Origin of the sequence: Eudoraea sp. (genome assembly GCF_049669105.1) — a bacterium.
Lineage (GTDB): Bacteria > Bacteroidota > Bacteroidia > Flavobacteriales > Flavobacteriaceae > Eudoraea.
The window spans coordinates 104,449-120,153 of sequence record NZ_JBATKE010000068.1; the positions used below are offsets into that span (position 1 = coordinate 104,449).

Genomic DNA, 15,705 nt, shown 5'->3' on the forward strand with positions numbered 1-15,705 from the left:
CTTATATTTTAAAGTTAAAATTACTTCACCCATTTAATAGTGTTCCACAAGCGTTCATGTAAAAAAATACAAGACCATCTTGCTTTGTTACCAATTCTACTAATCCAATAGAAAATACTAAAGAAAGTGTGCCCGTAATAATCCATGATATTATTAAGGTATCTAATGTTCCGATAGCCCTCCAGCTCATAGACTTGGCAATGCTTCGTTTTGGTTGTTCCGAAGCGCTATCTGTTTTATAACTGCTGCTGGCCGCTTCATTTTTAATCAAAAATTGGTCTGCAATCATTTAATTATTTTTATCCTATCGATTTAATAGAGTAATCAAAAATAGAATAATAATTCTAAGTTATATGTTAATTATCTTCAAATATTACTTTAAGTCTATAGTTTTAGTAGATTTATTATAAAACCAGCCAATTATTGCGAATGATTCATTGGTATACCAAAGATTTTAAAAAATTTTTATTCCGATATAAGATCAGCGAGGGTATTATTTCTATATACTTCCAGAACACTGTCACGTACCTGAAGCATTAATTTGTGGACAGCGCATTTATTTTCATCCGGGCAGTCGTCGCACTTTTCATAAAAGTTAAGGCTTACACAAGGGACCATAGCAATTGGTCCTTCCAACACACGAATAACGGTCGTCATATGAATTTCAATGGGGTCCTTTAGCAAATAATAACCGCCTCCTTTTCCTTTTTTTGATCCTAAAAAGCCTGTGTTACGCAGAGTCAGCAAAATACTTTCTAAAAATTTTTGAGAAATGTTCTCATGTTCCGCAATTTCGGAAATCTGAACTGGCTCTCTTTTACTTTGTAATGCCAAATAAGTAAGGGCCTTTAATCCGTATTTTGTCTTTTTAGAAAGCATGATGCGAAGATAGTTAAAATAGGAATATTCCTATTTCTCATATCTTATCCAGCGCTTGTTCTATATCGCTAATTATATCATCAACGTGTTCCAGGCCAACAGAGACTCGCACCATACCATCAGTTATTCCACATTCCAATCTTTCTTCCGCAGATAACTTACTGTGTGTGGTAGATGCGGGATGCGTAACTATGCTTCGAGTATCTCCCAAATTGGCTGATAGAGATAATAGGCCAATAGAATCAAAAAATTTCTTTCCTGCATCAATTCCTCCTTTTAACTCGAATGCGACCACACATCCTCCAGCCTTCATCTGTTTTTTGGCAAGCTTGAATTGAGGGTGGGATTTTAAAAACGGATATTTAACCCAATTAACACTTTTATTGCCTTCCAAAAATTCGGCAACCTTTAGTGCATTTTCACAATGCCTGTCTACTCTCACCCCCAAAGTTTCAAGACTTTTAGACAGAACCCATGCATTAAAGGGAGATAATGCGGGGCCTGTTATTCTTGAATACCGGTAAATCTGATCTATTAGATCTCTTTTACCAATCGTAATACCAGCCAATACCCTACCCTGTCCATCCATGAGTTTTGTGCCCGAATGAATTACCAGATCTGCCCCAAATTTTATGGGCTGTTGTAAATATGGAGAGGCAAAGCAATTATCAACAATCATGATAAGTTTATGCTTTTTTGCAAACCTGCCAAGTGCTTCAAGGTCGAGAATATCAACACCTGGATTTGTTGGGGATTCCGCAAAGAGTATTTTGGTTTTTGGTGTAATTAGTTTTTCCAAATTTTCTAATTCCCCAATTTTAAAATAGCTGTGGCCAATATTCCATTTTGGAAAAACCTGAGTGAAAAGGCTATGAGTTGAACCAAAAATACTTCGTGCCGAAATAATATGATCGCCACTGTCCAACAAAGCGGCAAAGGTTGAAAAAACAGCCGACATCCCAGAGGAGAATGCAAATCCATCCTCTGCGCCTTCCATCTTACATACTTTTTCTATAAACTCTGATGAATTAGGGTTAGAATATCTCGAATAGATATTTCGCTCTTTTTCTTCAGCAAAGGAAGCCCTCATATCCTCACTATCCTCAAAAACAAAACTGGATGTAAGGTATATTGGATTTGAATGTTCCAAAAATTTTGAACGTTCTATTTGGGTCCGTATCGCTTCAGTTTCAAACTTTTTTTTCTTCATCTATTTCTATAAGCAGGATTATTCAAAACATTATCAAATTTTTTCTGCAATACGTAAAATATCCCCAAAAACTCCTCGAGCAGTTACGGCTGCGCCAGCTCCTGCACCCTGAATTACCAATGGATGTTCACCATATGACTCGGTATAAATCTCAATAATGGAGTCCGAGCCTTTAACCTGTCCCAAGGCACTCTCCTTAGGTACTGAAACCAGTTTTACTTCCAGTTTTCCTTTCTCTTTCTGTAAATCGCCATACAAATCGCCAACATAACGGAGTACATGATTCGGCTCCTGGTTGTCCTTGATTTTACTAAAATAATCATCAAGGACTTCAAGTTCATTCAAGAATTCCTTAACACTTCCATTTCGGAGAGATACTGGTATAAGATTTTGGATTGAAATATCATCAAATTCATTTTCAAGTTCCAATTCTCGAGCTAATATGAGCAATTTTCTACCCACATCGTTACCAGATAAATCCTCTCTTGGATCGGGCTCTGTATATCCATTTGAAATGGCGCTTTTTAAAATCTTGGAAAAAGAAGTGTCTTTTTCAGAAAAAGTATTAAAAATATAACTCAAAGACCCTGAAAAAACACCTTTAATCCGTGTAATATTTTCGCCGGATAAATGTAAAAGCTTTATAGTATCTATTAATGGTAAGCCTGCACCTACATTAGTTTCATATAGGTATTGTTTTTGTTTTTTTGCCAACTCATCCCTTATCAATCTGTAGTAGTCAAATCCCAGAGTATTAGCTATTTTATTTGAGGATACCAGATCAAAGCCATTTTCAATAAAATCAAAATAATTGGCCACAAAATCCTGACTTGCAGTATTATCTATGGCAATTAAATTTTCAAGATGATGTATTTTGGCATAATCAAAAATATGTTCAACAGTATAAGGAATCCCCTTTTCATTAATTTCCTCTTCCCATTTTTTAGAAATACCGTCTTTGTTTAAGAGTAATTTTTTCGAATTGGCCAAGGCAAATACATTGAGATTAATGCCTTTTCTTTCCTCAATTCCCTTCTTCGATGCTAAAATCTGATCTACTAAAGTGCCCCCTACATTCCCATGTCCAAAAATAGCCAGATTCACTTTTTTGCTAATTCCAAAAATTTGCCCATGCATTACGTTTAGCGCTTTGTGAAGGTCTGATTTCTTAACCACCAAGCTTACATTCTTTCCGGAAATAGTGTTATTAAACAATAAAGGAACTATTTGATTCTTGATCAGAGCATTATAAGGTTTGTGAAAAGTGCTAAGATCCTGCCCCACTATAGAGATGACTGAAACTTCGCTAACTATGGTTATAGTATTAATATCACGTGATTGAAAATCGCTCTCAAACTCCATTTCCAATGCCCTTTTTGCCAAATGTGCCTTTTCCGAATTAACTACCAATCCAATTCCTCTCTCAGAAGAACCCTGGGAGATGATACTTACGCTTATATTATTTTGGCTAAGGGTCCTGAAAATACGCGCATCAATTCCCACTTTTCCTAACAAGCCTCTCCCCTCGAGGTTAATTAAAGCTTCATTTTCAATAACAGATAATGATTTTATTCCTTCTTTGCTAGATTTAGCACTGATAAGTGTCCCTTCATTTTCATTATTAAAAGTATTGAGTACCCTAAGTGGGATATTCTTTTCGATTAGGGGAATAATAGTCTTTGCGTGTAAAATGGTTGCTCCAAAATTTGCAAGTTCATTCGCCTCACTATATGACAATTGCTCTATTCTTTGTGCTTCAGAAACAAATTCCGGGTTTGCTGTGAAAATACCATCTACATGAGTATAATTTTCCAATTCTTCCGCGTCCAAAAAGTTTGCAATAAGAGAAGCCGTATAATTACTGCCATTACGCCCTAGAGTTGTTGTTTCATCTGTCTCAGTAGAAGCTATAAAACCCGTGATCAGTGGTACCTCATCTGGTTTTAAATTCGAAAATTCATGAATTACATTTTCCCTGGATACATCTTCCAGCAATTTGGCATCTCCATAAGAATCATCTGTTTTTATGAGTCGGCGACTATCAAGTAATTTTGCATTGATTCCTTCTCCAATAAGCAATTTTGTGATCAACTTACCCGATATTAGCTCTCCATAAGCCAAAACCTGGTCTTTTATTTTAGCACTATAATCTCCAAGCAAAGTAACTCCTTCAAATAATTTCACCAATTCCTGAAATTCCTCCGAAAGATTTATATTTTTAAAAGTATGTTTCTGATATCTTTCAAAATTTTCAAAATCTTCCCGATAATCTAATCCCTTTGCGGCTTTATTTAATATAGCTTCCAATTGATCTGTGGCCTTTTCACGAGCTGATAAAACCACTGCAATATTTTCTCCATTTTTGACTTTATTGGTTATAATTTCCAATACCCTTCCCAAGCCTTCTCCATTGGATAGTGACTTCCCGCCAAACTTCAAAATTTTTATTTTCGCAGATTTTCCATTAGCATCAAAAACTCCTTTGAGCAATTGCTGCATTTGTTCAAATTCAATCAAAAATGCATCATGACCATGCAACGATTGAATTTCACCATAAGTTACATTACTTTTAGCCTGAGCCAGCTGTTTAAAGGTATCCTTATTCTCATTTGCTGTAAAAAAAAGGTCAGAATCTACCCCTATAATATGAATATTGGTTTTACTGTTTTGAAGATTGATAAATGCATCTTCTCCTTCTCTTGTGATATCAATCGTTTTTAATAATTGGTTGGCTAATTTGTAAGCTGAAAGTTGAAACCTTTCATTCAATTTTTTTCCATGATGCGTTAGCCAGCTTTCCACATTAAAAACCTGTAGTTCTTCATTCGTGCTTCTTTGAAACCTTGCTTTAAAAGACTGGGGAGTTCTGTAACACAACATAGCATGCATTCTGGCATCGTGGACAGGCTGCCTGGAATTTACAAGAAATTGTTCCTGAATCTGACAATTCGCAATGAGCCAATCCGTTGACTTCCAATCAGCAGCCACAGGGATCAAATGTTCCGTTAGCAATGGATTTAGCGCTGCCATTTCCCAGGCAATTCCGCCTCCTAATGAACCACCAATAAGCGCATAAATACGATCTATATTGAGCTCCTTCAATCCTTGAAGAAATATTCTGGCAATATCACCAGCCACAAAATCTTTATAATTGTCAACCACAAATCCATCATAACCGTTACCGGGGATGTTGAAAGCCAGCACGGTATATTTGTTTGTGTCAATACATTTACCATCTCCAATTAATGAAGCCCACCACCCTTCTTGCCCGGCAACATTTGAATTTCCCGTAAGGGCATGATTTACTACTACAATGGGTGCAGAGTGCAACTTTTTGCCAAACAATTGATAGGATAACTCCATATCTTGCACAACGCCGCTATACGTTTTATACTGAGGGATTTCTATTTTTTTAAGTGTTGTATTCAGGTCTTTCATGCAAGTGATGTCAATTAAAGCTGAGCAGATGTGCTTCTAATTAGAGCTAAATTATCGACTCAGCTTATATCAGTATTGTTTTGATAACTATGCCAGAACAGATTTATCAATTGTTGCAAAAGCCTGTTTCAGATCGGCTTTAAGATCATCCAGATTTTCCAATCCTACAGATAAACGTATTAAATCCTTAGTGACTCCCGTTGCTTCCTGTGCAGCATCATCTAATTGTTGATGGGTAGTACTAGCCGGGTGAATTATTAAAGATTTAGTATCTCCTATATTGGCCAAAAGGGAAAAGATTTGGGTTCCGTCGGCTATTTTCTTTGCTGAATCAAATCCCCCTTTAACACCAAATGTTATTAATCCACTTTTTCCTTTTGGCAAATATGCCTCTGCCTCAGCAAAATATTTACTGCTTTTTAGGCCTGGGTAATTTACCCATGTTACTTCATCCCTACCTTCCAGCCATTCGGCCAATTCAAGGGCATTTTCACTATGTTTTTTCATACGTATCTCAAGGGTTTCAAGCCCTTGGATTATTTGAAAGGCATTAAATGGACTCAGGCAAGCACCGTGATCCCTTAAGCCTTCTATCCGCACCTTGGCAATAAATGCAGCGGGCCCTAAAGCATCGTGATATACTAAACCATGATATCCTGCCGAAGGTTCTGTAAATTCAGGAAATTTCCCGTTTGCCCAATCAAAGGTTCCGGCATCTATTACCGCACCACCAAGTGCTGTACCATTACCATTAATATATTTGGTAAGAGAATGAATTACAATATTCGCTCCATGCTCAATCGGATTTAACAAGGCAGGTGTTGCCACTGTGTTATCAACAATAAAAGGAATTTTGGCAGCCTTTGCTGCTGCTGAAATAGCTTTTAAGTCGAGAACATCCAGCTTTGGGTTCCCCAGTGACTCTACGAAAATTGCACGCGTATTCTCCTTTACGGCTTTCCCAAAATTTGAGGGATCTGAAGGGTCAACAAATGTTGTGGTAATCCCGAGCCGGGGAAGGGTAACACTCAGCAAATTATAAGTCCCCCCATATAGGCTATTGGAAGCCACAATATGATCTCCTGACTTCAACAGAACTAAAAGAGCCGTATTAATAGCTCCTGTTCCCGATGAAGTAACCACCGAGGCAATGCCTCCTTCCAGTGCAGCAAGCCGTTGTTCTAAAATATCATTCGTAGGATTATTAATCCGGCTGTAAATATTGCCAAACTCCGCTAAAGAAAATAAATTAGCCGCGTGTTCAGAATCGTTAAAAACATAGGCAGTACTTTGATAAATTGGCACTGCCCGAGTACCGCTAGTTAAAGTTGTGTCATGTCCTGCATGCAATGCATTGGTAGAAAATTTGTGTTCACTCATGATGTTTGTTTCTATGTATCCAAAATGAATACTGGTTCTTAATACAAATTGTTAACAAAACGATCTTTATATCGTCCTTAAATATAAAATTCAGCACAATCAAAGCCTAAGAGCTACACTGAGCAAATGGGAAATATTAAAATGTTATTAAGAAAGAGAAATTACCTCAGGTAATTCTTTTTTGTTATCTGTCACAATTTTTATGTGATAGAATTTAGCACCTTCTTCGCTTTGGACACAAAGGGTTGCTAAGGCTTCAAAGGGTCTATTCCCTCCACCTTTCTTGATAACTTTTCAACAAGTGATTGAACTTAGTAAAAGCAAATATAGGTATGGAAAAACTGAAATTCCTATTATTTGTACAAAAAATTACAAATTGAAGGCCAATTTTACCTTATCTACCATATTTAATTTTTCCCATGTGAATAACTCCACTGTTTTTTCAACCCTACCGTTATACGGGGATTCAAATACTTTTGAGACCATTCTTGGTTCCTTCCCAAAGTGTCCATAGGCGGCCGTTTCCAGGTAAATGGGATTTCTTAATTTAAGTCGTTCTTCTATTTCAAAAGGCCTCATTTTAAATAGTTCTGAAACTTTCTGGGCTATTTCACCATCGCTCAAAGCCACTTTTGAGGTTCCGTAAGTATCTACAAAAATGGAAGTTGGCTCAGCCAATCCAATAGCATAACTTACCTGTACCAGTATTTCATCGGCAACACCTGCTGCAACCAAATTTTTTGCTGCATGTCTCGCCGCATAAGCGGCGCTTCGGTCTACTTTACTGGGATCCTTTCCACTGAAAGCACCTCCCCCGTGAGCTCCTTTACCTCCATAAGTATCAACAATAATTTTTCTTCCGGTCAAACCGGTATCCCCATGAGGCCCACCAATCACAAATTTACCGGTAGGATTGATATGGTAGGTAATCTTATCGTTAAACAAGCTCTGGGTGCGCTGCGGCAACTTTGCTATAACTCTTGGCATTAAAACAGTAACAAGGTCTTTTTTTATTTTTGATAACATTATCTCATCATCCTTGTCAAACTCATCGTGCTGGGTTGATATTACAATTGTATCAATTCTAACAGGGATATTATCATCCGAATACTCAATAGTAACCTGCGCTTTTGCATCAGGTCTTAAATAAGTTAGCTCCTTATGTTCTTTTCTTAACAGGGATAGTTCCTTAAGTATTAGATGTGAAATATCCAATGCCATTGGCATATAATTTTCACTTTCGTTAGTCGCATAACCAAACATCATACCCTGGTCACCGGCGCCCTGTTCTTCCTTTTTTTCGCGATCTACTCCCTGATTTATATCCTTAGACTGTTCGTGTATCAATGAGATGACTCCACATGAATCTCCACTGAACTGATATTCGCCATTGGTATATCCAATTATATTAATAACATCTCTAGCAATTTGTTGTAAGTCTACATAAGTATGACTCTTTACTTCACCAGCTAATATGACCTGACCTGTAGTTACTAAGGTTTCACAAGCGACCTTACTTTCTGGGTCAAAGGCCAAAAAGTTATCTAATAAAGCATCACTAATCTGATCTGCAATCTTATCCGGATGTCCTTCACTTACAGATTCCGAAGTAAACAAATAGCCCATAAATTTTACTTTTTAAAAATTAAAACTGATTTGACGGATGCTTGAAAAGAAGTTTACAACACAACTTGATCTGTAGAAACTGCTTTAGCATTTTTTCTTTTGCAGAACCTGAATAATAATTTAAAACTAAACTAAAATTGGGTTCAGTGTAAGAGGTTGCAATCAGTCAAATCCCTCCTCTTATTTAATGGTTACAAAAGTACATAATTTCTGTTGAAATAAAAATTATGATAAAATATAATTATCTCCGGTATTTCAACAACTATTTTTTTTCATCAAGCTTATACTTTGTATATTGTGTTGCTCTTAAATTTAAGACACCAACCATTAATTTAAACACTATATGCATATTGCCGTTGCTGGAAATATAGGAGCCGGAAAAACTACCCTCACCAGGCTTTTAGCAAAACATTACAGATGGGAGGCACATTTTGAAGACGTAGTTGACAATCCGTATTTGGATGATTTTTACAATCAGATGGAACGGTGGAGTTTTAACCTGCAGATTTATTTTTTAAATAGCAGATACAGACAAATACTTAAGATCCGGGAAACGGGTAAAAATATAATCCAGGACAGGACCATTTACGAAGATGCCCACATATTTGCGCCTAATTTACATGCTATGGGCTTAATGACCAACAGGGATTTTAGCAACTATTCCAGCCTTTTTGAACTTATGGAAAGCCTGGTACAACCACCCGATCTATTAATCTACCTTAGAAGTTCTATCCCTAATTTGGTGAACCAGATTCACAAACGAGGCAGGGATTACGAAAATTCCATATCTATTGATTATCTAAGTCGGTTGAACGAACGATATGAAGCATGGGCCCATGGTTATGAAAAAGGCAACTTATTGGTAATTGATGTAGATCAATTAGATTTTGTTGATAATCCGGAACATCTCGGTGAGGTTATTAATAAAATAGATGCTGAAATACACGGACTTTTTTAGAGATATTAAATAAAAAAAACCCCAAGCTGAGCTTGGGGTTTTTTTTACTTTAAAGAGTTCCCTATTCCTCGGTCACTTCTTTTCCACCTTTTCTATGCGGATTTTCGCTTTCTTATCGGTTTCAGGTAATGCCTCTATCTGTGCTTTTACTTCTTCCTCGCTTCCTTCAAAAATAAGCTCACGGGTATTATCCACGCCGTTTTCCATACTAGTTATTGTAACAACTGCCTTTACAAGACCGTCATCATTTTTATTCATTTCAACATGTACTTCCTTTTGGACCTCTGTAATTACTTTTTGCTCAGCATATGCGGTTAAAGTATCTGAAGAAATCGCAATACTCGGTGCTATCACCAAAGCTACTACAGACATAAGTTTTAAAAGGATGTTCAATGAAGGACCTGAAGTATCCTTAAAAGGATCTCCAACGGTATCTCCTACTACTGCCGCTTTATGAGCATCTGTGCCTTTACCGCCATCAGCTTCGATCATTTTTTTGGCATTATCCCATGCACCACCGGCATTAGATTGAAATATCGCCATAAGCACACCACAAGTAGTTACTCCTGCCAAAAGACCTCCGAGCATTTCAGCCCCTCCAATAAACCCAACTGCCACAGGTACTGCGATAGCCAATAATCCTGGCAATACCATTTCCTTGATGGAAGCTTTTGTTGAAATATCAACACATTTGTCGTATTCAGCTAACCCATCGGCGGCATCAAATATTTTTCTATCCTCGACACTTGCCTTAGACATATCTGAATCATACTTGCGCATCACTTCCAATGCAGCATGTAATTCCGGAATGTCTCTAAATTGTCTTCGAACTTCTTCTATCATTGCCATGGCTGCACGACCTACAGCATTCATAGATAAAGCGGAGAATACAAATGGAAGCATCCCTCCCACCAATAAACCAGCCATAATCTCAGGTCTTGAAACGTCTATTGCAGTAACATTAGCCACTTTCATAAAGGCTGCAAACAATGCCAAAGCAGTCAATGCCGCAGAAGCAATAGCAAAACCTTTTCCAATAGCTGCTGTAGTATTCCCTACAGCATCTAATTTATCAGTACGTTCACGAACTTCCGGAGGCAATTCTGCCATCTCGGCGATACCACCGGCATTGTCAGAAATAGGACCATAAGCATCAACTGCTAATTGAATTCCTGTATTTGCTAACATTCCGACCGCGGCAATCGCAATTCCATATAAACCTGCAAAATGATGCGAAACTAAAATAGCTGCGGCTATCAATAAAATTGGTATAGCTGTAGACATCATTCCGACCCCCAGGCCCGCTATAATATTAGTAGCGGCTCCCGTATCGGACTGCCGCACTATTGATTTTACCGGTTTTGTCCCGGTACCTGTATAATACTCTGTAATTTTACCAACCCCAAAACCAGCAACTAAACCGGCAAGTGTCGCCCAAAAAACACCTATTGCTCCGGAAGGCAAACCTTCAATATTTTCTGGCAACATGTTGGTAATAATAAAATATGAAGCAATGATCATTAATGCACCAGATCCGAATTCACCCAGGTTTAATGCCTTATGCGGGCTTCCACCGTCTTTTACCTTAACAAAGAAAGTACCAATAATAGACATCACAATACCTACTGCAGCTAATACCAATGGTAAATATACTGCGCCTAATCCACCGAATTCAGGGGTGAAAATAAATGCCCCTAAGACCATGGTACCAATAATAGAACCAACAAAAGATTCAAATAAATCGGCCCCCATTCCTGCAACATCCCCAACATTATCACCAACGTTATCTGCAATGGTTGCCGGATTTAAAGGGTGATCTTCCGGGATTCCGGCTTCAACTTTACCTACTAAATCGGCACCAACATCTGCTGCCTTGGTATAAATACCACCTCCAACACGAGCAAATAATGCTATGGATGATGCTCCCAGGGAGAATCCAGAAAGTACATTTAGTACCATAGGAATATTTTCAGCTCCCGGCCAAATCATTTGGTAAATCATAAACAACCCACTCAATCCAAGAACACCAAGACCTACAACACCTAATCCCATTACAGAACCACCTGCAAAAGCTACTTCCAAAGCCTTACCTAAGGATTTTCTTGCTGCTTGTGTTGTTCTAACGTTTGCTTTAGTAGCAACGCGCATACCTATAAATCCTGCCAATGCAGAACAGATAGCACCAACAATAAAAGAAACGGCCACCATTCCATTTGAACCTTCCTCAGCGTTCCCCTTGAAATACAATAAAATGGCCACAGCCACGACAAAGATTGATAAGATTTTGTATTCTGCCTTTAAGAAGGACATTGCTCCATCAGCAATATTTTTGGCTATCCTTGCCATTTTTTCATTGCCTACTTCCTGTTTGGATACCCAAATATTTTTTATTAATACAAAAAGCAGTGCCAAAACACCAAAAGCTGGTAAAATGTTTACGATTAATTCCATATTAGTTAGTTATTAGCTATTTAAAACGGGTGCAAAAGTAGTAAAATGGATTAGAATAAAAAAGCCTAAATATTTTCCCTGAAAGATTTAAAAACTAAAACCAAATGTTCCCTTAATACTAAAAGGACGGGCATCCGGATTCTCCAGGTAATTGCCTCTGAAATTAAAGTCAATTCTGAAAATTTTAAAGATATTACCAATACCAAAAGAATATTCCCAATAAATTTGATCAGAAGGAGCAATTAACGGAATGTTTGTTGGGCTGCTAAGTGCAATATTTTCATCGGTTAAAGTACCCCACGCTCCTCTTAGACCTACAATTTCCCTTAAATTCCAATTTCGAATAATTGGAATCCTTGATAAAAACCGGCCATTAAAATTATGTTCCAAATGAACAGTGGCATAAGTATCTGTTACAAATTCGTAAAAATTCAAATTTGGAAATGTATTATAGATCGTCCATAAGGTCTGGTTTCCAGGTATTACGCTTAAAAGTCCAAGTGGAACGGCTCCGAAAGTTTTACCAACCTCAACTGTACTTAACAATCTGCCAAAACCTCCAATCTGCCAAGGTTTTGTATAAGAAAACTGAATTTTATCAAATTCAAAATCACTTTGAAATAAGCCTTTCAGCCCCTTTGTGTAATTTAATAAAAGAGTACTATAATTATCATTTACATCTCTACGCTCCACCCCGTTGCCAATAGTTTTTTTTCCCGGTGTGTATAATAGAATGGTATTTAATTCAAATTGTTTAATCTCAGAAGATATCCCCGTGGGAGATGTAGCATCTATATAATCCAGGCTAAATGCATCAGGTAGTGCAGAGCTTAAGGTACGATAAGAACTCCCAAAACGAACCCTGAAGTTGGTAATTGGCTCAATTTCAACATTAAATGTAGACAGCTTAATATTGGTAAGCCTGTCATTGGATCCCACAGTAAAAATGGCAGAAGAGGCTACACTTCTTCCAAGTACATCGGTTGTTTGAGTGAGGTTTAGCCCTAATTGTTCTATATCTCTGCGGTTACCCCCGGATAATATTAGTCTGGTTTCTTTATCTACCAGCCATTTGCCTGAAATACCATGCTTAAATTTTTCATCCTTAAAGCCATAGGCCATATAACCTTCAATTCGCCAGGGATCATTTTGTCCAAAATAGGTTCTTGCCCCCCCTCTTAATCTAATTCCTTCGGCTTCATTATACCCAAAACCGCTGTAAATGCTTCCAAGATCTATATTCCATTTATCAATTTCCACATAACCCGATGCCAAAATACTTGCAATGTCATAAGCCGTATTAAAACGCGGTACAGTCTTTAAAGTATCTAAGAGGTCATATATCCCCTGTTCATCCTTGTTTAGGGATTCCAGTCGATTATTTTCCCAAAATACGCTGTCTCTTTCAAATGTTATAGGATCAAAAGGGTCTGTCTTATTTTTATAAAACTGTTTTGGTCTTTCAATATCAAATATATAATTACCATAAACTGTAGTTCTTTTCCCATAAATCCCCTTTGACTCCTCTTTTTTAAAGAGGCTAAAATCACTAAGCATATAATCTCTTTCTAGTAAAAAGACCGAATCATTAACTACCTCGAAGTCCTGCTCTATATAGATTTCTTTCACCCAATTTATATTAGCACTCTTTGTAACCTCCAGATTAATTTTCTTTATGGCGAACGTTGAATCATTTACCCAAAAATCACCTTTAAAAGTGAGTTCATTTTTACGCCTGGGGTAATAAATAATATGGTAGCACCATTTATTCTCTATATAAGCACTATCTGAAAGCACGTAATTATAAGCATCTATTCCTGCTTCGGAAACCGGACTGGGAAAACTCTTGTCAAAAAACTTTAAATACTTATCATAGATATCATATTCCGAATAAAGATCCTTTACAAATCCAATTATAGCCTGATTATTGCTAAATCCGGAATTTTTATTCCCTAAAACATCCTCTTTGGTCTGAGCAAGGATATTGTCACCATAAACTTTACTTGAGGTTTCATTTAAGAAAATTGGCAAATAGGTTTTCCCTGTAATTCGCGAAGTATCTAGATCCTGAAATACAAATTCCATTCCTTTGAAAAGTTTACTCTTCATCATGGCACTATCAATAGAATTAAGGTCAAATTCCACCTTTTCATATTTATCGTATTGATATTGATTAAACATTCGAAGACCATTAATCTTCTTTTTTGCCCAAATTTTCTTTAGGATATCTATTGCCGGATTATTCTTTTTAGATTGTTTCCCCATATAGACCACAACCTCATCCAGCTGTTCGCCCTGTAACATGACAACTCTGAGATTATAGTTTACCTTTTGCGGTAATTCCAATTCTTCGGTTTTATAGCCAATAAATGATATGATCAGGGAGTTGTACTCTTTTGAAGATTCCAAATAGAATAAACCATCTTCGTTAGTTATGGCACCTTCAGTAGAGCCTTTAAATATAACATTAGCAAATGCCACAGGGTCCCCTTCCTCATCTACCACAATACCACCAGCTTTTGTCTGAGACCAGATAAATAATGGCGTTAATAAAAGAAAGAATAGCAGGAGTCTTTTCATTAGTATGGCATATTGCAATTCCCGATCCTAAATAATCGAAAATGAAAAATTTGCAGCTACGGTTTAAGGTAAATTGACTTCGAATAGAATTCCTTTTATAAAAAAGCTTCGTTCAACCTTGGTTGACGAAGCTAAGATACCTTTACAAAGTCATTTAACTTATTTATATAACACTTTCTTAACAGCCTTAATCACATCTTTATAGTTGGGAATCCATTCTTCCAACAATACGGGAGAGTAAGGTGCAGGCGTATCTGCAGTGTTAATTTTTACAACAGGTGCGTCCAAATAATCAAAAGCCTCTGATTGCACCAAATAAGTAATCTCTGTTGCAACGTTTCCAAATGGCCACGCCTCTTCAAGAATGACTAATCTGTTTGTTTTCTTTACAGAGTTCAATATTGCTTCACGATCCATTGGCTTTACTGTGCGAAGGTCAATTATTTCACAACTTATACCTTCTTTCTCCAATTCGTCAGCCGCTTTGTAAGCTTCTTTTATAATTTTTCCGAAAGAAACAATAGTAACATCTTTACCTTCCCTTTTAATTTCAGCTACTCCCAGGGGAATAGTATACTCTCCCTCAGGAACTTCACCCTTGTCCCCATACATTTGTTCAGACTCCATAAAGATTACCGGGTCATCATCGCGAATTGCCGTTTTCAAAAGTCCTTTAGCATCATTGGGATTAGATGGCACAACCACTTTTAAACCCGGACAATTGGCAAACCAGCTTTCAAATGCCTGCGAATGGGTAGCCGCCAATTGACCAGCAGAACCTGTAGGTCCGCGAAATACAATTGGGCAATTAAACTGACCTCCGGACATCTGTCTTATTTTTGCGGCATTATTTATTATCTGATCTATACCCACCAAGGCAAAATTAAAGGTCATAAACTCAATGATAGGCCTGTTACCGTTCATTGCAGATCCAACACCTATTCCTGAAAAACCTAATTCAGAAATTGGAGTATCTAGAACACGATCCGGACCAAATTCGTCTAACATTCCTTTTGATGCCTTATAGGCACCATTATATTCTGCGACCTCTTCACCCATTAAATAAATGGATTCATCTCTTCGCATTTCTTCTGACATTGCTTCAGCAATTGCCTGCCTAAATTGTATGGTCTTCATCTAGTTGTGGTCCCCCTTTTATATAATTCATTTACAAATGCCCACA

Annotated in this window: 10 protein-coding genes and 1 riboswitch; of the genes, 1 reads left to right on the forward strand and 9 read right to left on the reverse strand. The window is 37.3% G+C overall.

All coding sequences use genetic code 11. The features are described from left to right. Positions 1–25 precede the first annotated feature (25 nt). The 6 genes from WBM60_RS05990 to metK form a co-directional block, all read right to left on the reverse strand. Positions 26–289, reverse strand: coding sequence for a DUF2061 domain-containing protein (locus tag WBM60_RS05990; protein ID WP_424276181.1), 264 nt, complete (start codon positions 287–289; stop codon positions 26–28). A gap of 176 nt (positions 290–465) precedes the next feature. After that, the gene (locus tag WBM60_RS05995) at positions 466–879 is read right to left on the reverse strand and encodes an RrF2 family transcriptional regulator (protein WP_424261021.1); all 414 of its coding nucleotides are present in this window, start codon (positions 877–879) and stop codon (positions 466–468) included. A 37-nt stretch (positions 880–916) separates the two neighbouring features. Next, positions 917–2,089 carry a trans-sulfuration enzyme family protein gene (locus WBM60_RS06000; RefSeq protein WP_424282856.1) on the reverse strand — a complete coding sequence of 391 codons (1,173 nt, stop codon included), beginning with the start codon at positions 2,087–2,089 and terminating at the stop codon, positions 917–919. A 33-nt stretch (positions 2,090–2,122) separates the two neighbouring features. Further along, on the reverse strand, positions 2,123–5,527 hold the full coding sequence (gene thrA, locus WBM60_RS06005; RefSeq protein WP_424276182.1) for a bifunctional aspartate kinase/homoserine dehydrogenase I: 3,405 nt from the start codon (positions 5,525–5,527) through the stop codon (positions 2,123–2,125). An 87-nt stretch (positions 5,528–5,614) separates the two neighbouring features. Next, positions 5,615–6,907: an O-acetylhomoserine aminocarboxypropyltransferase/cysteine synthase family protein gene (locus WBM60_RS06010; protein WP_424260701.1), complete on the reverse strand. Its 1,293-nt coding sequence runs from the start codon at positions 6,905–6,907 to the stop codon at positions 5,615–5,617. A 181-nt stretch (positions 6,908–7,088) separates the two neighbouring features. Continuing rightward, a riboswitch (SAM riboswitch) is annotated at positions 7,089–7,200 on the reverse strand. Between the two features lie 76 nt (positions 7,201–7,276). Beyond that, positions 7,277–8,533: a methionine adenosyltransferase gene (metK, locus tag WBM60_RS06015; protein WP_424282857.1), complete on the reverse strand. Its 1,257-nt coding sequence runs from the start codon at positions 8,531–8,533 to the stop codon at positions 7,277–7,279. A gap of 343 nt (positions 8,534–8,876) precedes the next feature. Between metK and WBM60_RS06020 the strand changes: the two genes are divergently transcribed. Beyond that, on the forward strand, positions 8,877–9,491 hold the full coding sequence (locus tag WBM60_RS06020) for a deoxynucleoside kinase (protein WP_299164154.1): 615 nt from the start codon (positions 8,877–8,879) through the stop codon (positions 9,489–9,491). Positions 9,492–9,563: 72 nt separating this feature from the next. On the opposite strand, the gene WBM60_RS06025 is transcribed toward WBM60_RS06020, so the two are convergent. The 3 genes from WBM60_RS06025 to WBM60_RS06035 form a co-directional block, all read right to left on the reverse strand. Then, positions 9,564–11,942 carry a sodium-translocating pyrophosphatase gene (locus WBM60_RS06025; RefSeq protein WP_424260696.1) on the reverse strand — a complete coding sequence of 793 codons (2,379 nt, stop codon included), beginning with the start codon at positions 11,940–11,942 and terminating at the stop codon, positions 9,564–9,566. An 87-nt stretch (positions 11,943–12,029) separates the two neighbouring features. Beyond that, positions 12,030–14,522 (reverse strand): DUF5686 family protein, encoded by a 2,493-nt coding sequence (locus WBM60_RS06030; protein ID WP_424276848.1) that lies wholly within the window; start codon positions 14,520–14,522, stop codon positions 12,030–12,032. Positions 14,523–14,681: 159 nt separating this feature from the next. Further along, positions 14,682–15,659: a pyruvate dehydrogenase complex E1 component subunit beta gene (locus WBM60_RS06035; RefSeq protein WP_299164159.1), complete on the reverse strand. Its 978-nt coding sequence runs from the start codon at positions 15,657–15,659 to the stop codon at positions 14,682–14,684. Between the last annotated feature and the right edge of the window lie 46 nt (positions 15,660–15,705).

Coding starts and splice junctions, on each gene's coding strand:
- WBM60_RS05990 (WP_424276181.1), bottom strand. CDS start 289: ATGATTGCAGACCAATTTTTGATTAAAAATGAAGCGGCCAGCAGCAGT.
- WBM60_RS05995 (WP_424261021.1), bottom strand. CDS start 879: ATGCTTTCTAAAAAGACAAAATACGGATTAAAGGCCCTTACTTATTTG.
- WBM60_RS06000 (WP_424282856.1), bottom strand. CDS start 2,089: ATGAAGAAAAAAAAGTTTGAAACTGAAGCGATACGGACCCAAATAGAA.
- thrA (WP_424276182.1), bottom strand. CDS start 5,527: ATGAAAGACCTGAATACAACACTTAAAAAAATAGAAATCCCTCAGTAT.
- WBM60_RS06010 (WP_424260701.1), bottom strand. CDS start 6,907: ATGAGTGAACACAAATTTTCTACCAATGCATTGCATGCAGGACATGAC.
- metK (WP_424282857.1), bottom strand. CDS start 8,533: ATGGGCTATTTGTTTACTTCGGAATCTGTAAGTGAAGGACATCCGGAT.
- WBM60_RS06020 (WP_299164154.1), top strand. CDS start 8,877: ATGCATATTGCCGTTGCTGGAAATATAGGAGCCGGAAAAACTACCCTC.
- WBM60_RS06025 (WP_424260696.1), bottom strand. CDS start 11,942: ATGGAATTAATCGTAAACATTTTACCAGCTTTTGGTGTTTTGGCACTG.
- WBM60_RS06030 (WP_424276848.1), bottom strand. CDS start 14,522: ATGAAAAGACTCCTGCTATTCTTTCTTTTATTAACGCCATTATTTATC.
- WBM60_RS06035 (WP_299164159.1), bottom strand. CDS start 15,659: ATGAAGACCATACAATTTAGGCAGGCAATTGCTGAAGCAATGTCAGAA.